General features: G+C 66.5%; 19 protein-coding genes. 14 read left to right on the top strand and 5 right to left on the bottom strand.

The features are described 5' to 3' along the window. Positions 1-38 precede the first annotated feature (38 nt). Positions 39-1064: a LacI family DNA-binding transcriptional regulator gene (locus tag ACHMXB_RS13285; RefSeq protein ID WP_395398947.1), complete on the bottom strand. Its 1026-nt coding sequence runs from the start codon at positions 1062-1064 to the stop codon at positions 39-41. Positions 1065-1259: 195 nt separating this feature from the next. Here ACHMXB_RS13285 and ACHMXB_RS13280 point away from each other — a divergent pair, with 195 nt between their 5' ends. The 7 genes from ACHMXB_RS13280 to ACHMXB_RS13250 all read left to right on the top strand — a co-directional run bounded on the left by ACHMXB_RS13280 (position 1260) and on the right by ACHMXB_RS13250 (position 8588). Next, positions 1260-1631, top strand: a complete 372-nt coding sequence (locus tag ACHMXB_RS13280) for an L-rhamnose mutarotase (protein ID WP_395398945.1) — start codon at positions 1260-1262, stop codon at positions 1629-1631. A 77-nt stretch (positions 1632-1708) separates the two neighbouring features. Beyond that, entirely contained in the window at positions 1709-2875 is a 1167-nt protein-coding gene (gene rhaI, locus ACHMXB_RS13275) for an L-rhamnose isomerase (protein WP_395398943.1), read from the top strand. A gap of 5 nt (positions 2876-2880) precedes the next feature. Next, positions 2881-4932: a bifunctional aldolase/short-chain dehydrogenase gene (locus ACHMXB_RS13270; protein ID WP_395398941.1), complete on the top strand. Its 2052-nt coding sequence runs from the start codon at positions 2881-2883 to the stop codon at positions 4930-4932. After that, positions 4929-6443 carry a rhamnulokinase family protein gene (locus tag ACHMXB_RS13265; protein ID WP_395398939.1) on the top strand — a complete coding sequence of 505 codons (1515 nt, stop codon included), beginning with the start codon at positions 4929-4931 and terminating at the stop codon, positions 6441-6443. Before ACHMXB_RS13270 ends, ACHMXB_RS13265 begins: the two co-directional genes overlap by 4 nt. Positions 6444-6807: 364 nt before the next feature. Further along, positions 6808-7956 (top strand): 3-deoxy-7-phosphoheptulonate synthase, encoded by a 1149-nt coding sequence (locus ACHMXB_RS13260; RefSeq protein ID WP_395398937.1) that lies wholly within the window; start codon positions 6808-6810, stop codon positions 7954-7956. Between the two features lie 98 nt (positions 7957-8054). After that, a complete protein-coding gene (locus ACHMXB_RS13255; protein WP_003797758.1) occupies positions 8055-8267 on the top strand; it encodes a helix-turn-helix domain-containing protein in 213 nt (70 codons plus the stop codon). Positions 8268-8489: 222 nt separating this feature from the next. After that, positions 8490-8588, top strand: a complete 99-nt coding sequence (locus tag ACHMXB_RS13250) for a 30S ribosomal protein bS22 (protein ID WP_003792170.1) — start codon at positions 8490-8492, stop codon at positions 8586-8588. Positions 8589-8762: 174 nt separating this feature from the next. Here ACHMXB_RS13250 and ACHMXB_RS13245 read toward each other — a convergent pair whose 3' ends face one another. Next, entirely contained in the window at positions 8763-9581 is an 819-nt protein-coding gene (locus ACHMXB_RS13245; RefSeq protein ID WP_395398934.1) for an HAD family hydrolase, read from the bottom strand. A gap of 83 nt (positions 9582-9664) precedes the next feature. Between ACHMXB_RS13245 and ACHMXB_RS13240 the strand changes: the two genes are divergently transcribed. Both ACHMXB_RS13240 and ACHMXB_RS13235 read left to right on the top strand, forming a co-directional pair. Further along, a complete protein-coding gene (locus ACHMXB_RS13240) occupies positions 9665-9922 on the top strand; it encodes a glutaredoxin family protein (RefSeq protein ID WP_395398932.1) in 258 nt (85 codons plus the stop codon). An 86-nt stretch (positions 9923-10008) separates the two neighbouring features. Beyond that, positions 10009-10722 carry a redox-sensing transcriptional repressor Rex gene (locus ACHMXB_RS13235; RefSeq protein WP_395398930.1) on the top strand — a complete coding sequence of 238 codons (714 nt, stop codon included), beginning with the start codon at positions 10009-10011 and terminating at the stop codon, positions 10720-10722. Between the two features lie 60 nt (positions 10723-10782). Here ACHMXB_RS13235 and ACHMXB_RS13230 read toward each other — a convergent pair whose 3' ends face one another. The 3 genes from ACHMXB_RS13230 to ACHMXB_RS13220 all read right to left on the bottom strand — a co-directional run bounded on the left by ACHMXB_RS13230 (position 10783) and on the right by ACHMXB_RS13220 (position 13278). Then, positions 10783-11673 carry a hypothetical protein gene (locus ACHMXB_RS13230; RefSeq protein WP_395398928.1) on the bottom strand — a complete coding sequence of 297 codons (891 nt, stop codon included), beginning with the start codon at positions 11671-11673 and terminating at the stop codon, positions 10783-10785. A 218-nt stretch (positions 11674-11891) separates the two neighbouring features. Next, a complete protein-coding gene (locus tag ACHMXB_RS13225; RefSeq protein WP_395398926.1) occupies positions 11892-12599 on the bottom strand; it encodes a hypothetical protein in 708 nt (235 codons plus the stop codon). A gap of 130 nt (positions 12600-12729) precedes the next feature. Further along, a complete protein-coding gene (locus tag ACHMXB_RS13220) occupies positions 12730-13278 on the bottom strand; it encodes a YceI family protein (RefSeq protein ID WP_395398924.1) in 549 nt (182 codons plus the stop codon). Between the two features lie 200 nt (positions 13279-13478). Between ACHMXB_RS13220 and ACHMXB_RS13215 the strand changes: the two genes are divergently transcribed. The 5 genes from ACHMXB_RS13215 to ccsB are packed head-to-tail and all read left to right on the top strand — an operon-like array spanning position 13479 to position 18372. After that, positions 13479-14144 (top strand): histidine phosphatase family protein, encoded by a 666-nt coding sequence (locus tag ACHMXB_RS13215; protein WP_190605142.1) that lies wholly within the window; start codon positions 13479-13481, stop codon positions 14142-14144. Positions 14145-14147: 3 nt separating this feature from the next. Next, positions 14148-14759: a TlpA family protein disulfide reductase gene (locus ACHMXB_RS13210; RefSeq protein WP_395398921.1), complete on the top strand. Its 612-nt coding sequence runs from the start codon at positions 14148-14150 to the stop codon at positions 14757-14759. 6 nt (positions 14760-14765) lie between these two features. Next, positions 14766-15521, top strand: a complete 756-nt coding sequence (locus ACHMXB_RS13205; RefSeq protein ID WP_236805006.1) for a cytochrome c biogenesis CcdA family protein — start codon at positions 14766-14768, stop codon at positions 15519-15521. Continuing rightward, positions 15521-17263 carry a cytochrome c biogenesis protein ResB gene (locus ACHMXB_RS13200; protein WP_395398919.1) on the top strand — a complete coding sequence of 581 codons (1743 nt, stop codon included), beginning with the start codon at positions 15521-15523 and terminating at the stop codon, positions 17261-17263. The genes ACHMXB_RS13205 and ACHMXB_RS13200 overlap by 1 nt, the downstream gene beginning before the upstream one ends. Continuing rightward, positions 17263-18372, top strand: a complete 1110-nt coding sequence (gene ccsB / locus ACHMXB_RS13195) for a c-type cytochrome biogenesis protein CcsB (RefSeq protein ID WP_395398917.1) — start codon at positions 17263-17265, stop codon at positions 18370-18372. The genes ACHMXB_RS13200 and ccsB overlap by 1 nt, the downstream gene beginning before the upstream one ends. Positions 18373-18383: the final 11 nt, after the last annotated feature.

Here is an 18383-nt window from a genome sequence, read left to right as displayed (position 1 = left end):
TGCCGGGCCGTGGGTGCCCGCATTGGGCGGGCGCCGGATTAGTGGGGCGCGTCAGTACCCGCCGTGCTGTGCCGAACCACCAGCTCGGGAGTAAAGACGACGGCGCGGTGCCGCGGATGCTGCGCGTCCAGTTCCTCCGTGAGGAGTTCAATGGCGGTCCTGCCGATCGCGTCGGTAGGCTGCCGGATGGAGGAGAGCGGCACGACGGCGGACGCGGCGAAGTCGATGTCGTCATAGCCGATCAGGGCCACGTCCTCCGGAATGCGCACGCCGTTCATCATGGTCAACGACTGCATCACGCCGAGTGCCAGCAGATCGTTGGCGCAGAAGATGCCGTCGGGCCTGTCCTCGGCACTCCGGTCCACAAGGCTGTTGCCCACGCCGCGTCCGGCGAGCACGGACTGGCCGTCGGAGTCGAGCACCTCAAGTGCTGCGCCGTCCACCTCGGCCACGGCGCGGCGGGCGCCATGAAGGCGGTCTGAGACCTGGCGGATGGACAGCGGGCCGCCCACGAAAGCCAGCTTCCTCCGCCCGAGATCGAGGAGGTGCCGGGCGGCAAGGTAGCCGCCGGCGTCGTCATCCACCGATACGGAACTGAAGCGGTCCTCGTCGGCCAGCCGGTCCACCAGCACCGTGGGAACGCCGCGCTGCCGGAGGGCGTCCAGCCGGTCGGCCACGTCGCCCACCGGGGAGATGAGCAGGCCCTGGACCCGCTGTTCCTGGAAGAGGTCGATGTAGTGCGATTCCCGGTTCGCGTCGTGGCCGCTGTCGCCCAGTAGTACGGCGCTGCCGTTCACGGCGGCAGCGTCCTCGGCGGCGCGGACCAGTGACGTGAAGAAGGGGTTGCCGACGTCCAGGACCACGACGCCGATGGTCCGGCTGTGCCCAGCGCGCAGCTGCCGGGCGGCGTCGTTGCGGACGAAGCCGAGCTCGTCGATAGCCTGGAGCACCCTGTCCTTGGTGCGCTTGGAGACGCGGTCAGGGTTATTGAGGACGTTGGAGACCGTTCCCACCGCAACCTGCGCGTGGGTGGCGACGTCCTTGATGCTGGCTGCCCGTGACATTCTGCTGATCCTCCAAAAGATCGATTTGCCCGTCCGGGTGAAAACGCTTGACACCCTTCTTCCGTCCAGAGTACTTTGAATCGTAACAATGAAACGATTCAACAACGGCGGATGTTCCAGATCGTGAATATTCAAAGCCGAACGAATTCGCTTCCGCTTCGTGCGTCGCACCCTAAACGTCCACAGGAGTACAACATGAGGGTTTGCTTCCGATCCTCCGTCCAGCCGGAGCTGCTGGTGGAGTACCGCCGGCGCCACGCCGCCGTCTGGCCGGAGATGCTGTCCGCGCTCAAGGACGCCGGCTGGAACAACTACTCGCTGTTTCTTGACGACGACGGGCTGCTGATCGGGTACCTCGAATGCGATGACTTTGACGCGGCGCGGGCCCGAATGGCCCTCGCCGACGTCAACGCCCGCTGGCAGGTGGAAATGGCCGCCCTCTTCCGGGACAGCGATGTTCAGCCCGACGAGGGCTTCCGGGTCCTCGACGAGGTGTTCAACCTCGAGGGGCAGCTGGCCGCGGCCACCGGCACCGGCAGCGGCGCCGCCGCCGTCGTCGAGCACTAGAGCTTCCGGGCACTAAAGCTTCCAAGCACTGAATCCTCCAACAACTTTCACCGCCAAACAATGACGAAAGACTGATCATGAACAACACAGCATCGGCACTGGGCCGGCTTTGGGAGCTTGCCATTGAGGTTCCGTCGTGGGCCTACGGCAACTCGGGCACCAGGTTCAAGGTGTTCGGCACGCCCGGTACCCCGCGCACCGTCCAGGAGAAACTGTCCGACGCCGCCAAGGTCCACGAGCTCACCGGCCTGGCGCCCACCGTGGCGCTGCACATCCCGTGGGACAAAGTGGACGACTACACCGCACTGAAGGAGTACGCTGCCGGCCTCGGTGTGGGGCTGGGCACGATCAACTCGAACACCTTCCAGGATGACGAGTACAAGTTCGGCTCGCTGACGTCATCTGACGACGCCGTCCGGCGCCGCGCGATCGACCACCACTTTGAGTGCATCGACATCATGCATGCCACCGGCTCCCGGGACCTGAAGATCTGGCTCGCGGACGGCACCAACTATCCCGGCCAGGATGACATGCGCGGCCGCCAGGACCGGCTGGCCGAATCCCTGCAGGAGATCTATGCCCGGCTGGGCGAGGACCAGCGCCTGGTGCTGGAGTACAAGTTCTTCGAGCCGGCTTTCTACCACACGGACGTTCCGGACTGGGGGACCTCGTATGCGCAGACCCTTGCCCTAGGCGAGAAGGCCTTTGTCTGCCTGGACACCGGCCACCACGCCCCCGGCACCAACATCGAGTTCATCGTCATGCAGCTGCTGCGCCTGGGCAAGCTGGGCTCGTTCGACTTCAACTCCCGCTTCTACGCGGACGACGACCTGATTGTGGGCGCCGCGGACCCGTTCCAGCTGTTCCGCATCATGCACGAGGTGATCCGCGGCGGCGGCTTCGGGAAGGACGCAGGCGTCGCGCTGATGCTAGACCAGTGCCACAACCTGGAGGAGAAGATCCCGGGCCAGATCCGCTCGGTGCTGAACGTGCAGGAGATGACCGCCCGCGCAATGCTGGTGGACAGGGCCGCGCTGGCCGAGGCGCAACGCGCCGGGGACGTCCTGGCTGCGAATGCGGTGTTCAACGACGCGTTCTACACCGATGTCCGGCCGGTCCTGGCCGAGTGGCGTGAATCCCGCGGCCTGCCCGCGGACCCGATGGCCGCCTACAAGGCCAGCGGCTACCAGAAGAAAATCAACGAGGACCGCGTGGGCGGCCAGCAATCCGGATGGGGCGCATAAGCAGCATGAACATGCAAAACACAGGCAATAAGACTGTTGAAGACCTGATCGCCCGTTCCAACCGGCTGGGCGCGGACAAGCGGAACACCAACTTCGCCGGCGGGAACACGTCCGCGAAGGGTACCGAGACGGACCCTGTCACGGGCGAGGACGTCCAGCTTCTCTGGGTGAAGGGCTCCGGGGGTGACCTCGGCACGCTGAAGGCGCAGAACCTGGCCGTCCTCCGTGTGGACCGGCTGCAGGCGCTGAAGAACGTCTACCCGGGCGTGGAGCGCGAGGACGAGATGGTCGCCGCGTTCGATTACTGCCTGCATGGAAAGGGCGGCGCGGCCCCGTCTATTGATACGGCGATGCACGGGCTCGTGGACGCCGCCCATGTGGACCACCTGCACCCCGACTCGGGCATCGCCATCGCCACGGCCGCCGACGGTGAAGCGCTGACCGCCAAGATCTTCGGCGACAAGGTGGTCTGGGTGCCGTGGCGCCGGCCGGGCTTCCAGCTGGGCCTGGACATCGCCGCGATCAGGGACGCCAACCCGCAGGCCATCGGCACCATCCTGGGCGGGCACGGCATCACCGCTTGGGGCGAGACCAGTGAGGAAGCCGAAGCGAACTCGCTCTGGATCATCGAACAGGCCGAGCAGTACATCGCCGCCAACGGCAAGGCAGAACCCTTCGGCCCGACACTGCCCGGCTACGCCCCGCTGCCCGAGGCTGAACGCAAAGCGAAGGCCGCCGCGCTGGCGCCGGTGATCCGCGGCCTGGCCTCCGCGGATAAACCGCAGGTTGGCCACTTCAGCGACGACCCCGCCGTGCTGGAATTCCTTGAAGCCGCCGAACACCCCCGCCTAGGCGCGCTGGGCACGTCCTGCCCGGACCACTTCCTGCGCACCAAGGTCAAGCCCCTGATCCTGGACCTGCCCGCGGAGGCCTCCATCGAGGACTCCGTGGCCCGGCTGAAAGAACTCCACACCGCCTACCGCGAGGACTACCAGGCCTACTACGACCGCCACGCGGTTTCGGACTCACCCGCCCTGCGCGGCGCCGACCCCGCCATCGTCCTGGTCCCCGGGGTGGGCATGTTCTCCTACGGCAAGGACAAACAGACCGCCCGGGTCGCCGGGGAGTTCTACCTGAACGCGATCAACGTGATGCGCGGCGCCGAGGCGATCTCCACCTACGCCCCGATCGACGAGGCTGAGAAGTTCCGCATCGAGTACTGGGCCCTGGAGGAAGCCAAGCTCGCCCGGATGCCCAAGCCCAAGTCCCACGCCACCCGCATCGCGCTCGTGACCGGCGCGGCGTCGGGGATCGGCAAGGCCATCGCCACCCGCCTCGCCGCGGAGGGCGCGTGCGTGGTCATCGCCGACCTGAACCTCGAGAACGCGCGGGCCGTCGCGGAAGAGCTCGGCGGCCCGGATGTCGCCGTCGGCGTCCAGGCTGACGTCACCAACGAATCCCAGGTGGCCGCCGCCATTGACGAGGCCGTGCTGGCCTTCGGCGGCGTGGACCTGGTGGTCAACAACGCCGGCCTGTCCATCTCCAAGCCGCTGCTGGATACCACCGAGAAGGACTGGGACCTGCAGCACAACGTCATGGCCAAGGGCTCCTTCCTCGTGGCCAAGGCCGCCGCGAAGGTCATGATCGAACAAGGCCTGGGCGGGGACATCATCTACATCTCTTCCAAGAACTCCGTGTTCGCCGGCCCGAACAACATCGCCTACTCCGCCACCAAAGCCGACCAGGCCCACCAGGTCCGTCTGCTCGCGGCGGAACTGGGCGAGTACGGCATCCGCGTCAACGGCATCAACCCCGACGGCGTGGTCCGTGGCTCCGGGATCTTCGCCGGCGGTTGGGGCGCCAAGCGCGCCGCCGTCTACGGCGTGAACGAGGAAAAACTGGGCGAGTACTATGCCCAGCGCACCCTGCTCAAGCGCGAGGTCCTGCCCGAGCACGTCGCCAACGCCGCGGCCGTGCTCACCAGCAACGAACTCTCCCACACCACCGGCCTGCACATCCCCGTTGACGCCGGCGTCGCAGCAGCCTTCCTCCGGTGAGCACCGCACCAACCCAAGACGTCGACGGCGGCCTGTTCGCCGGCAGTGTGTTCGCCGCTGTCGACATCGGCGCCTCCTCGGGGCGCGTCATCCTGGGACGCATCAGTACTGGGGCAAACGCCGCCGACGGCGGTCCGGCGCGGGCCACGCTCGACGTCGTGCACCGCTTCCCTAACGCTGTAGTGCAGTCCAACGGCGGCCTCCGCTGGGACTTCGACGCCCTCTTCGCTGAGGTGCTCACCGGGCTCGCTGCCGCCGGCAAAGCGGCGGCCGAGCGGGGCGAGACGATCACCAGCATCGGCATCGACACCTGGGCGGTGGACTACGGCCTGGTCACCAAGGCCGGCGAACTCACCGCGCAGCCGTACAGCTACCGGGATGAACGCAGCCGCGCCGCCGTCGCCCGGGTGCACGGGAAGCTGGACCCGGCACGGCTCTACGCCACCACCGGGCTCCAGTTCCTGCAGTTCAACACGCTCTACCAGCTCGCCACGGAACCGGACCTGAACGGGCTGCAGGCCATGCTGATCCCGGATCTGATCGCGTTCCTGCTCACCGGAGAACGCCGCACCGAGGCCACGAACGCCTCCACCACGGGGTTGTTCGACGCCGTCGCAGGGGTGTGGGCCAGCGAGCTGTTCGGACCCCTGGGCCTCCGCGGGGATCTGTTCCCGCCGCTGATCCAGCCCGGCGAAACGCTGGGCACGCTGCTGCCCGCAGTCGCCGAGCGGGCTGGGCTGCCAGCGGCAACGAAGGTGGTGGCCGTGGGCTCGCACGACACCGCCTCCGCCGTCGCGGCGGTCCCCGCGGAGCAGGAGAACTTCGCGTACATCTCCTCCGGCACCTGGTCCCTGGTGGGGCTGGAACTGAACAGCCCGGTGCTCACCGAAGCCAGCCGCGCGGCGAACTTCACCAACGAGCGCGGCGTGGACGGCACCACCCGGTACCTGCGCAACGTCGGCGGCCTCTGGCTGCTCAGCGAATGCCAGCGCACCTGGGCCGAGGGCGGCTACCGGCCAGCGATCGGGGACCTCCTCGACGCGGCCGCGGCGCTGCCGCCCGGCGGACCCCGGATCAACCCGGACGATCCCGCCTTCATTGCCCCGGACAACATGCCGGACCGGATCCGCGCAGCAGCGCGGAACACCGGAACCGTCCTTCCCGACAATCCGGCAGCGATCGTCCGCTGCATCCTGGAAAGCCTCGCCGCCGGGTATGCGCGCACCATCGCCGACGCGGAACGCCTCGCCGGCGTTGCCGTCGCAGTGGTGCACATCGTTGGCGGCGGCTCGCAGAACGCGCTGCTGTGCCAGCTCACCGCCCAAGCGACCGGCAAGCCTGTCATCGCCGGCCCGGTCGAGGCGACAGCCCTCGGCAACGTGCTCATCCAGGCGCGGGCCGCCGGCGTGGCCACCGGCGGCTTGCCACAGCTGCGCAGGATCGTCGGGGCCGGGACGAGCCTGCGCCGCTATGAACCCCTCGACCTCGCCTCAAACGCCTACGCGAAGTGACGGGTGGGCAGGGCGTTTGGGCCGGCGCGTGGTGACGCGGTCCAGCGCGAACGTACACCTGTGGCCCTTGGGAAACGCTTCCTGGGGGCCACAAGTGGCCGTTCGCGCCGGTGGTCCATAGCTGGCGGGCTGCCGAATGTGACGCAGCGGATTTGGCGTTCCTCCGGTGCGGGCTTATGGTCGTTTCCATGACTAATCGTTGGTATGCGTATTTTTCGTTGGCTCTGGAGGGGCCCGCGTCTAACTGACACGCATCCAACTTTCCTTCAGAGCCAACAGGGCAGAGATCATTCTCTGCCCTTCGCCATTTCTACGGCGGGTTCTGATCAGGGGCCCGCTCCCACCCGGAACAGGACCCCCGAAAATGAGCGCAACAGCCACCGAACCCCAGCAGTCGCCCGCATCGTCGACGTCGAAACGCCAGTCCACGTCGAACCTGCGGGTCAGCGAGCTCACCGCACTGCCCACGCCGCAGGAAATGATCGCGGAACTGCCGCTGGACGCGAAGGCGGCCGACGTCGTCGAACGCGGCCGTGACGAAGTCCGCGCCATCATGGACGGTGTGGACGACCGCCTGCTGGTCATCGTCGGTCCGTGTTCCATCCACGACCCGAAGGCCGGCCTGGAATACGCCCGCCGGCTGGTCAGCCAGGCCGAGAAGCACAAGGAAGACCTGCTCATCGTCCTGCGGGCCTACTTCGAAAAGCCCCGCACCACGGTGGGCTGGAAGGGCCTGATCAACGATCCGCACCTGGACGGCAGCCATGACATCGCCAGCGGCCTGCGCGCAGCCCGCAGCTTCCTGCAGCAGGTCACCGCCCTGGGGCTCCCCACCGCCACCGAATTCCTCGAACCCATCAGCCCGCAGTACATGGCCGACCTCATCTCCTGGGGTGCCATCGGCGCGCGGACGACCGAAAGCCAGATCCACCGGCAGCTCGCCTCCGGCCTCTCCATGCCCATCGGCTTCAAGAACGGGACCGACGGCGACCTCCAGGTCGCGGTGGACGCCTGCGGCGCGGCCGCTGCGGCCCAGGCTTTCCTCGGGATCGACGGCGACGGCCGGGCCGCGCTGGTGTCCACCGCGGGTAACCCCGACACCCACGTGATCCTCCGCGGCGGCCGCAAGGGTCCCAACTACTCCGCAGCCGACGTCGAGGCGGCCTCCGTCAAGCTTGCCGCCAAGAACCTCAATCCGCGGCTGATCGTGGACGCCAGCCACGCCAACAGCGGCAAGAGCCACCACCGCCAGGCCGAGGTGGCGCTCGAGATCGGCGCCCAGCTCGAGGACGCGGGAACGGCCGCGGGAGCGATCGCCGGGGTCATGCTGGAGAGCTTCCTGGTGGGCGGTGCGCAGAACCTTGACGTGGCCGAACACGCCGCCGGACGCTCGGACCTGACCTACGGCCAGAGCGTCACGGATGCCTGCATGGAGTGGGATGTGACGGCCTCAGTGCTCGAACAGCTGGCGGCATCGTCGCGGAAACGGCGGGCTTTCACAATGGCCACGTGAGCATCTAGAGTAACTAGAACACGGTTGTTCGATGGCTCAGCATCGGCGCACACCGCAGATAGACCGGCGTCGTTGCTGAGAGCAAAGGAATATGGGTAATGTCCGCAGAGTCGAACTTCTCGAACGCCAAGTTCTTGACCGTGGCCGAGGTGGCTGAGGTTATGCGTGTCTCCAAAATGACCGTGTACCGCCTTGTCCATTCGGGGGAGATGCCCGCCGTCAGGTTCGGCCGCTCCTACCGCGTCCCGGAGACCGCCGTCGAACAGTACCTCAAGGGTGCTGTCGTGGACGGTCATACGGGCACCGCCTAATTTTGGACCCTACTGACCGCACCGATCCCGTGGTTGCTGCAGCCGCCTTGGGGGCCGCTGCACGCCACGGGCTGTGCTGGTCAGGGGATGCTCCGGATAAGCGGTACCCTGTTAAGGAACGTTTTACGTCATTGTAAGAATCTGTCAGTTGTTCAGTCTGTTGCTCAGTCCACGGACCTTCTCCATCAGACAGGTACTGCATCTAGTTTGTAAGGAACTTTCGTGGGTTCAGTTATTAAGAAGCGTCGCAAGCGTATGGCCAAGAAGAAGCACCGCAAGTTGCTTCGTAAGACCCGCCACCAGCGCCGCAATAAGAAGTAGAGTCCGCTCTACGCGTCAATGCCCGTTCCCTTTCGAGGGTGCGGGCATTTTTGCGTCCCGCGACGCTCCTGATGTCCGGCGACGCGCAAACCGTCCAGCGACCCGCAAAATACCTGGCGCACCGGGAATTCCCGCATCGTGGGGGAATCTGCGCGTCGAGGGGAAAGAACGGCGTCAGACTCTAGGACCGCGGAAGCGCGTGTAGCCCCGCCACAGGCCGTAGACCGCGCCGCCTGCCGTGGCTGCCTGGAGGCCCAGGGTGGCGGCCCGGCGGCCTGAGCGGAAGTCGTAGACCGGCCAGTTGTGTTCGCGGGCGTGCTTGCGCAGGCGGGAGTCCGGGTTGATCGCCACGGGGTGCCCCACCATCGACAGCAGCGGAATGTCGTTGTAGGAGTCGCTGTACGCCCAGCAGCGCTTCAGGTCCAGTCCGTGGTTGTCCGCGATGCCCTGGACCGCCACGGCCTTGGCTGCGCCGTGCAGAATGTCCCCGACGAGCCTGCCGGTGTAGAAGCCGTCCTTCGTCTCACCGACCGTGCCGAGGGCGCCGGTGAGCCCCAGCCGTGTGGAAATCACGGTGGCCACCTCGATCGGCGTCGCGGTGACGAGCCACACCTTCCGGCCCACCCGCAGGTGCTGCTCGGCCAGGGCCTTCGCGCCGGGCCAGATCCGGGAGGCGATCATCTCGTCGTAGACTTCCTCGCCCAGCGCCCGGATGTCCTCCTCCGTGATGCCGGCGGCAAGCCTCAGCGCTGAATCACGCACCGCGTGGACGTCATTGAGATTCTCGCCGCGGAGCACGAACTTGAGCTGCTTCCACGCCATTCCCGCCGCCTGAGCCAGCGTGAAGGCTCCGCGCTGGTGCATTTTCCTGGCCACGTGGAACAGGCTGGCGCCGCGCATGAGGGTGTTGTCGACGTCGAAGAAGGCTGCCTCGCCGTGTTGCTGCTTCGCAACCGGACGGTGGGCCACAGCGACGTACTTCTCCTCGGGCATGCCATTGAGTCTAGTCACTGCAGTACCCCGCAACTGACTGCCGCCGCGTCGCTCACCGCCGGGAACGGCGATACGGTTGACCCATGGCAAACCCCGACGTCGTTCTCCTCACCAAAGCTGACTGCCACCTGTGCGACGCGGCGCGCGACGCCGTCGGGCGGGTAACTGCCGGGCTGGGACTTTCGTGGTCGGAGCGGCAGTTGGACTCCGACGACGAACTGCGCGACCGCTATGCCGAGGAGATTCCGGTGGTGCTGGTGGACGGGATCCAGCGCGATTTCTGGAAGATCGACGAGGCCCGCCTGGAGCGTGTCCTGCGCCGTGCCATCGCAGGGGATTAGCCGATTTCGAACAATGGCGTCGGCTTTGTTGACTTAACTGATGGGGATTTAGAGTGGACTCACAACGCGACGCAACGGAGCAGATAGTGACTTCGCTCGATTCACCACCCCAGGCTGTGCCCGGGCCAGCCGGGGCCGCCGTGCCAACCGGAACTGCAGGAAAGCAGATTCCGCCGGCAGCCGTGGCCCGGCTGACGATCTACCTGCGCGCCCTGAACTCCCTGTTGGCCGAAGGCACCGAGCGGGTCTCCTCAGAATCACTGGCTGAGCTTTCCGGGGTCAGCTCCTCAACCCTCCGCAAAGACTTGTCGCACGTGGGCTCCTACGGCACCCGCGGTGTGGGCTATGAGGTGCAGTACCTGAGCCGCCACATCGCCGCCGCACTGGGCCTGACGCATGACTGGAAAGTCGCGATTGTGGGCGCCGGCAATCTGGGCAAGGCGCTGGCCCGCTACGGCGGCTTCGAATCCAGGGGCTTTGACGTGGTTGCCATTTTCGACGCCGACCAGATGGTGGTGGGCAACGAGGTGGGCTGGCTGCGGGTCAGCGACGTTGCAGACATGGAAGCGGTGCTGGAGCGGACCGGCACCAACATGGTGGTGCTGGCTCTGCCCGCCGCTGTGGCCCAGAGTATCTGCGACCGGGTGGTGGGCGCCGGCGTGCGCAGCATCCTCAGTTTTGCTCCCGTGATGCTCCAGGTCCCCGACGGCGTGACGCTGAGGAAGGTAGACATGGCCACCGAGCTGCAGATCCTGGCCTACCACGCGCAACGGGCGCAGACCCCCGGTCAGCCGGAGTAACTCCGGCCTTCCAGGCATCCGCGCCCGTTGGCGGGAAGAGACTTGGTGCTTTGCTGGCGCCTAGCGGCCGTATGGGCCGCCCGGCTGCGAGTAGGGGTTGGCGAACGGCTGCGGCTTCTGGAAGTACGGTGCCGCTCCCGGGAGGTACAGCATGATGATCGCGGCGATGCCGAGGAGGCCCACCAGGGTGTTCAGGCCGGCCGGGAAGAGGCTGAACACGGAAAGAGCAGCAAAGACGGTGCCCAGAATTCGGGCCCAGTTTTTGCCCTTCCGGACGTTGAATGCCACCAGCGCGTAGAGGCCGGCGCCGATCAGGGCAAAGACCACCATGGTTCCGATGATGAAGCCCTTGACGTCCTCGAACGCGATGTTCTGGCCGCTGCCGCGCAGCTGCTCCTCGAACGTGCTCCGCATGGCCGGGTCATCCAGGGTGGGAATCGTGATCAGGATGGACAGGATTGACAGGACGCCCGCAGCGATGATCATCCAGAAGGAATAATTCACGAGCTTCGGGACGCCGGTGCCGGTGGCTGCCTGGGCCTGTTCCGACGGGTACTGCCCGTAGGGGGACTGGCCATGCGGGCTCTGGCCGTAGGGGGACTGGCCGGACTGCGGCTGCCCGTACTGCGGGGGGTTCTGGCCATACTGGGGCTGTCCGTACTGCGGTGCGCCCTGTCCGCCCTGTCCGCCCTGTCCGTACTGTGGCGAGCTCTGGCCGTACTGCGGAGCATTCTCTCCGTACTGGGGAGCGCCCTGTCCGCCCTGTCCGTACTGCGGCGCGTTCTGGCCGTACTGCGGGGTGCCCTGCCCGCCCTGGCCGTACTGCGGAGCGTTCTGCCCGTACTGGGGCGCGTCCTGACCGTAGCGGGGCTGCCCGTTGGCCGGCTGTGAACCGTCGTTGGGCTCGTTGGAGCCGGGGTCATTGGAGTGCGGGACTGGAGGATTGCTCATGAGCGGTCCTTTGCGTAGTGACGTTCTGAATCGGCTACCGGTTCAGACGCCTGCCCTCCCCAGCATGGTTCACTTCCCACCGTACCCCTCAGCGGGTACGCGGTGGATCATTCCGGAGAGGTATTCCAAAGGCGGGCCAACCTGCGGAAACGTTGCCGGCAGGGGATTTTCCGCCTTGAAGATCGGCGGCGTTGCCCGGAAGCATAGCCGGGTGCCGATCAGGGGCGGCCCCGCGCCGCGGCGAACCAGTTCTGCGAGTTGGGTACCCACATCAGCACCGTGGCCACGAGCCTGACCAGGAAGCCGAGCCAGTTCCCGTCCTGGCCCGCCGGGAAACTCGAGCTGATGATGGCCAGCAGCAGCGACACCCCGGCCACGATGGTGAGGGCGAGCCGTGCCCATTCCCTGCCCTCCTTCAGCTTCATGGCCAGGACAATTTGTGCCGCAGCCAGTGCCAGGGCCACCAGGACGAGCAGCAGCACCAGGATGGCCACGCCGGGGATGATCGCGAACAGCACCAGCACGCCAAAGATGCCGATCACACCGCCCAGCAGCCCCAGCAGGCCGCCGATCACCCAGATCCAGTAGGACACCTTGAGCTCTGTGGGCAGCCCCGTCACGTCGAAGAGGCCGGAAAAGCCGCCGGCCGGCAGGGCCTCGCCAAAGGTCCGGGGCCGGTCTGCCGGCATCTCGAAAGCGAACCGGCCCCCGCCGGCGGGCGGCCGCTGTCCCGGTTCCTGTCCCGGGAACTGTTGTCCCGGCGTCGGCTGACCCTGCTGCCCCGGCGTTGGACTGCCCGGCTGACCCGGGAATGGCTGCCCCGGTTCTTGGCCCGGGAACTGTTGTCCCGGCGTCGGACGTTCGCTGCCGGACGGCGGCACTGCCCCGGGATCACGGGGCTCCGGTTCATCGCTGGGGGTGCTCATGGCAATCACTTTAAACCCGGGATTCTGCCAGTTCCAGAAGGCCGGAAACGCCGAACGCCCCGTCTGCGGAGAGTCCGCGGACGGGGCGTTTCGGTGTCAGGAACCGTGGCTGGGAAACCAGCCGTGAAACCTACGCTGCAGGTGCGATGAAGGCCAGTTCAAGGTTGATGGCAACCTTGTCGCTCACCAGGACGCCGCCGGCTTCCAGCACGGCGTTCCAGGTCAGGCCGAAGTCCTTGCGGCTGATAGTGGTCTCGGCGGATACACCGGCGCGGGTGTTGCCGAAGGGGTCAACTGCAACGCCGTTGAATTCGGTCTCGAGGGAGACGGGGCGGGTGACACCCTTGATGGTCAGGTCGCCCTGGAGTTCGTAGCTGTCGCCGTTGGCAACGAGGCCGTTGGAAACGAAGGAGATCTCCGGGAACTTCTCGACGTCGAAGAAGTCCTCGCCGCGGACGTGGCCGTCGCGGTTGGCGTCGCCGGAGTCGAAGCTGGCCGTCTTGATGGTGGCCTCGACCTTGGTGGCCGTTACGTCGTCGGCGAGGTCCAGGGTTGCGGCGGCGTCCTTGAACTGGCCGCGGACCTTGCTGATGCCGGCGTGGCGGACGGTGAAGGCGATTTCGCTGTGGGAGTTGTCGAGGGTCCAGGTGCCGCGGGGGAGTTCGGTGGAAAGTGCCATGGTGGTTCTCCTTGTTTTCAGTGGGTCGATCCGGGTGGTCGTTGAAGCTTTCATTGAAGCCTCAACTAACTGCTGCATCCAGTATAAACATGCATTTGCATCTTTTATTCCACCGGCCGGGAACTTTTTTGAAAATTTCTGAGTTCTACTTGATGTAGAAGATTTCGCCATTACCCCTGCCCTTTGAGAAACTGGTAGACATGCCCCAAGCCACTGTCCATTTGCTCCGCCACGGCGAGGTCCATAACCCCGAAGGTGTCCTGTACGGCAGGCTGCCTGAATTCCACCTCTCCGAACTTGGCCGGCAGATGGCGCAGACGCTCGCCGAGCACTTCCGCGAACGCGTTTCCCAGGGCGCCAACATCGTGTACCTGGTGGCGTCGCCGCTCACCCGCGCCCAGGAGACTGCCCAGCCCACCTCGGAAGCCCTCGGGCTGGACATCCACACCGACGGCCGGATCATCGAGGCGGAAAACTACTTCGAAGGGCTGAAGGTCACCAAGGCCGAGCTGCGCAAACCGAAGCACTGGCCGCACCTGATCAACCCGTTCCGGCCTTCGTGGGGCGAGCCCTACAAGCAGCAGGCAGCCCGCGTGACCGAGGCCGTCCAGGAAGCGCGCGCCAAGGCCGTCGAACTGGGCGGCGACGGTGCCGAGGCCATCCTGGTCTGCCACCAGCTTCCGATCTGGGCCACGCGGCTCAGCGCCGAGGGCAAGCCGCTGTGGCACGATCCGCGGAAACGCGAATGCACGCTGACCTCCCTCACCTCCCTGGTTTTTGGCGACGACGGCGCCCTGCTGCGCGTGGAGTACAGCGAACCCGCCGCCGCCCTTCTTCCCGGTGCCTCGAGCACCCCCGGAGCCTAAGCTATGACTGAATCACCCAAGAGTTCCCGCCGCAGCGTCCTCGCCGCCGGCGGCCTGGCCCTCACCGCGTTCACGCTGGGCTTGTCCGCCTGCGCCCAGGAGGACGCCTTGGCCAAGCAGGCCAAGGCCGGGGACAACAAGAACTACGTGGCCGGCGACGGCTCCGTGACGGAATTCGCCGCAGCGGAGCGCAAGTCCGGCATCCAGATCCAGGGCACCCTCTTCAACGGCACCGCCGTCGCGCCCGAGGATTTCCTGGGCAAGGTCACCGTGCTCAACTTCTGGTTCGCCGGCTGCGCCCCCTGCCGGGTGGAAGCGCCGTCCCTGGAGGCCCTCCACCAGGAGTTCAAGACCAAGGGCGTCCAGTTCTTTGGCGTGAACCTGCGTGATGAGAAGGCCACGGCTGACGCCTTCGACAAGACCTTCGGCCTTACCTACCCGAGCTTCTATGACAAGGACGGCAGCGTGCTGCTGGCCGTGTCCGGTCTGGTGCCCCCGGGCGCCGTCCCCACGACGCTCGTGGTGGACAAGCAGGGCCGGGTGGCGTCGCGTGTGCTCGGGGAGATCGAGAAGGGCACACTCAAAGCTCTCATTCAGTCTGCCGTGGCAGAGTAACCTCCCGTGAACAGCCCCTTCGCCGAAGCCATCCTGAACGGTTCGCTGCTGCTCGCCATCCCCGTGGCGCTGCTGGCCGGACTCGTGTCCTTCCTCTCGCCGTGCGTGCTCCCGTTGGTCCCCGGATACCTGGGCTACGTCACGGGTCTCACCGGCGTGGACCTGCAGAAGCAGAAGCGCGGCCGCATGCTCGCCGGCATCGGCCTGTTCGTGCTCGGCTTCTCGGTGATCTTCGTGCTGCTCGGCGGCGCATTCGGGCAGCTGGGCTCGCTGATTTCGGGCGGGCAGAACGCCTGGGTCACGCAGATCCTGGGCGTCCTGGTGATCCTGATGGGCGTGGTGTTCATGGGCGGCTTCTCCTGGTTCCAGCGCGACGCCAAGATCCACGCGAAACCGCCGGCAGGCCTCTGGGGCGCGCCGCTGCTGGGAATCACGTTCGGCCTCGGCTGGGCGCCCTGCATTGGCCCCACCTATTCAGCCGTCCAGCTCCTGAGCCTCTCCGGCGGCTCCTCCGCCGCGAAGGGTGCGTTCCTGGCCTTCGTCTATAGCCTTGGGCTGGGCATTCCGTTCCTGCTGATCGCCCTGGCGGTGCGCCGCGGCGCGGGCGTCATGTCCTTCTTCCGCAAACACCGGCTGGCCATCCAGCGCACCGGCGGCGGAGTCCTGATTGTCCTGGGCATCCTGATGGCCACGGGTCTGTGGGGAGCCTGGGTCACCGAGTTGCAGTACTGGTTCCAAACCGACGTGAAGTTGCCGATCTGATGAGCGAGCGTGTGAAGTCAACCGAGAAATCCCCGGCCGAGGACGCCCCGCAGCCCGGGCCTGCCCATAATGGCGAGCCCAAGGACGCCGTGAAGGCCGCCAAGGCCGGAGCCGCCCTCCCGTCCCTGGGCATCGTGGGCATGCTCCGCTGGGCCTGGACCCAGCTGACCAGCATGCGGACCGCGCTGTTCCTCCTGCTGCTGCTGGCGGTGGCCGCGGTGCCCGGATCGCTGTTCCCGCAGCGGCCGGCCAACCCCTCCGTGGTCACGCAGTACATCAAGGACCACCCCGACTACGGCAAACTGCTGGACTCGGTGCAGCTGTACGACGTCTACTCCTCGGCCTGGTTCTCGGCCATCTACATCCTGCTGTTCATCTCGCTGATCGGCTGCGTGGTGCCCCGCGCCATCGCCCACTACAAGGCCATGCGTTCGCAGCCGCCGCGCACCCCGAAACGGCTCTCCCGCCTACCGGAGTACGGCACCCTGGTGGTGCCGGCGGACGCCGGGATCCCGGCGTCGGACGCCATCGAGGACGCTGCGGCGCTGCTGAAGAAACGCGGTTATCGCGTTGAGGTAAGGCACGACGACGGCGCGCGGCCGTCTTTGGGGGCCGAGCGCGGCTTCCTGAAGGAAGTGGGAAACCTGGTCTTCCACACCTCGCTGATCGGCGTGCTGGTGTCCGTGGCCGTCGGCGGGCTGTTCGGCTACAGCGGCCAGCGGATCCTCGTGGAGGGTGACACGTTCGTGAACACCCTGGTGGGCTACGACCAGTTCACGCCCGGCACCAACTTCCAGAGCGGCCAGCTCCAGCCCTACTCGATCCAGTTGGACAAGTTCCAGGCCACGTTCGACCGCGAATCACAGGGCAAGTTCGGCCAGCCCATCGACTTCACGGCGGACGTCACCACCAAGGAAAACCCCGGGGCGCCGGCCAAGAAGGAAGTCCTCAAGGTCAACGACCCCGTCACGCTCGGTGGCACCAGCATCTACCTGACGGGCAACGGCTACGCCCCAGTGGTCACGGTCCGCGACGGCAAGGGCAACGTGGCCATGCAGGGTCCCGTGGTGGCCAAGCTGCAGGGCGAGAACTACTACTCCTCCGTGGTGATTAAGGTGCCCGACGCGAAGCCCGACCAGCTGGGATTCGCCGGCTTCTTCCTGCCGACTGCGTTCGTGACCGAGCAGGGCATCTCCTTCAGCGGCGACCCGGACCTCATCAACCCGCAGCTGAGCCTGAACTCGTACTACGGCGACCTCGGCCTGGACAAGGGTGCGCCGCAGAACGTGTTTGAGCTTGACGTCAAGGGCCTCAAGGAGCTCAACAGCCGCAAGGCTGCGGCGGGTGGCATCACGCTCGCGCCTGGCAACACCTACACATTGCCCGAAGGCAAGGGGTCCATCACGTTCGACGGCGTGAAGAAGTACGTGGGCGTGGACATCCACCACAACCCCGGGCAGCTTTCCGCGCTGATCTTCGCGCTGCTTGCCGTGGCCGGCCTCATCGTCTCGCTTTACGTGAACCGCCGTCGCGTCTGGGTGCGCACCGGCACCCACGAGGACGGCCGGACCATGGTGGAGTACGGCCTCCTGGCCCGCGGCGAGGACCACAGGCTGGCCGGCGAGGCCGCAGCGCTGCGCAGCCTCCTGGCGGGCCAGTGGAACCTGGACGCAGACAACCCCGAAACAGCACCTTCCAACTCCTCACCAGCAGGCTCGCCTGAGCCGAAGAAGGACCAGTAATGTTTCCCATCAACGAGACCATGGGCCAGTACAGCGAGCTCTTCATGCTGCTGGCGGCCGGCACCTACACCGTCGCCTTCATCGCGTTCGCGTGGGACCTGGCCAAAAGCAGCAAGTCCCTGAAGGCGATTGACCTCAAGGCCGCAGCTGCAGGTGCGTCGGCGGATACTTCCGCCAAGGTTCCGGTGGCGGCGGGCGCGTCCGCAGGAGCAGCCACGTCGCGGCCCGCGGGCAGCGGTGAAGGCCGCCTGTCCGGACCGGCAGACCGTGCCGAGCGGCCGTCGTCGTACGCCTCCTCCTCTGCGAGCGGCGCCGGACAGACCGCCGACGACAGCATGCGCTACGGCGAACGCCGCGCCCCCGCACGCGTGGCCGTGGCACTGACCGTCCTCGGCGCCGCAATCCATGCCGCCGCCGTGCTGACCCGCGCTGTCGGCGCCGGCCGTGTCCCTTGGGGCAACATGTACGAGTTCCTCACCACCGGCGCGTTCGTGGCCGCGGCCGTGTTCCTCGTGGTGCTGATACGCCGCGACCTGCGCTTCCTCGGCACGTTCGTGGTGGGCCTGGTGGTCATCATGCTGGTGGCCGCTTCCGTTGCGTTCTGGACGCCGGTCGGACACCTGGTGCCCGCGCTGCAGAGCTACTGGCTGATCATCCACGTCTCCATCGCCGTGCTGTCCTCGGCCCTGTTCACCCTGACCTTCGCCATGTCCGCGCTGCAGCTGGTCCAGTCGCACCGGCAGAGGACCATCGCCGCCGGAGGTGCCGACAAGCTGGGATTCATGCGCCTGGTGCCGTCCGCTCTGAGCCTCGAGAACCTGTCCTACCGCATCAATGCGATCGCCTTCATCGGCTGGACATTCACCCTCATGTTCGGTGCAATCTGGGCCGAGAAGGCCTGGGGACGCTTCTGGGGCTGGGACACCAAGGAAGTGTGGACCTTCGTGATCTGGGTGGTCTACGCCGGCTACCTGCACGCCCGCGCCACCCGCGGCTGGACGGGGACCCGCGCGGCCTGGCTGTCGATCGTGGGTTACCTGTGCGTGGTCTTCAACTTCACCATCGTGAACCAGTTCTTCAACGGCCTGCACTCGTACTCGGGGCTGTAGGGGGTTCTGTA

The sequence above is a fragment of the Arthrobacter sp. UC242_113 genome, assembly GCF_044054585.1.
GTDB lineage: Bacteria > Actinomycetota > Actinomycetes > Actinomycetales > Micrococcaceae > Arthrobacter.
Note: the sequence above shows the minus strand (reverse complement) of the source record. Positions and strands in the feature narration are given on the sequence as shown.

Bases quoted from the DNA above. Each gene is read 5' to 3' on its own strand.
- ACHMXB_RS13285 (WP_395398947.1), bottom strand. From the start codon at position 1,064: ATGTCACGGGCAGCCAGCATCAAGGACGTCGCCACCCACGCGCAGGTT.
- ACHMXB_RS13280 (WP_395398945.1), top strand. From the start codon at position 1,260: ATGAGGGTTTGCTTCCGATCCTCCGTCCAGCCGGAGCTGCTGGTGGAG.
- rhaI (WP_395398943.1), top strand. From the start codon at position 1,709: ATGAACAACACAGCATCGGCACTGGGCCGGCTTTGGGAGCTTGCCATT.
- ACHMXB_RS13270 (WP_395398941.1), top strand. From the start codon at position 2,881: ATGAACATGCAAAACACAGGCAATAAGACTGTTGAAGACCTGATCGCC.
- ACHMXB_RS13260 (WP_395398937.1), top strand. From the start codon at position 6,808: ATGAGCGCAACAGCCACCGAACCCCAGCAGTCGCCCGCATCGTCGACG.
- ACHMXB_RS13255 (WP_003797758.1), top strand. From the start codon at position 8,055: ATGTCCGCAGAGTCGAACTTCTCGAACGCCAAGTTCTTGACCGTGGCC.
- ACHMXB_RS13245 (WP_395398934.1), bottom strand. From the start codon at position 9,581: ATGCCCGAGGAGAAGTACGTCGCTGTGGCCCACCGTCCGGTTGCGAAG.
- ACHMXB_RS13240 (WP_395398932.1), top strand. From the start codon at position 9,665: ATGGCAAACCCCGACGTCGTTCTCCTCACCAAAGCTGACTGCCACCTG.
- ACHMXB_RS13230 (WP_395398928.1), bottom strand. From the start codon at position 11,673: ATGAGCAATCCTCCAGTCCCGCACTCCAATGACCCCGGCTCCAACGAG.
- ACHMXB_RS13225 (WP_395398926.1), bottom strand. From the start codon at position 12,599: ATGAGCACCCCCAGCGATGAACCGGAGCCCCGTGATCCCGGGGCAGTG.
- ACHMXB_RS13220 (WP_395398924.1), bottom strand. From the start codon at position 13,278: ATGGCACTTTCCACCGAACTCCCCCGCGGCACCTGGACCCTCGACAAC.
- ACHMXB_RS13215 (WP_190605142.1), top strand. From the start codon at position 13,479: ATGCCCCAAGCCACTGTCCATTTGCTCCGCCACGGCGAGGTCCATAAC.
- ACHMXB_RS13210 (WP_395398921.1), top strand. From the start codon at position 14,148: ATGACTGAATCACCCAAGAGTTCCCGCCGCAGCGTCCTCGCCGCCGGC.
- ACHMXB_RS13200 (WP_395398919.1), top strand. From the start codon at position 15,521: ATGAGCGAGCGTGTGAAGTCAACCGAGAAATCCCCGGCCGAGGACGCC.
- ccsB (WP_395398917.1), top strand. From the start codon at position 17,263: ATGTTTCCCATCAACGAGACCATGGGCCAGTACAGCGAGCTCTTCATG.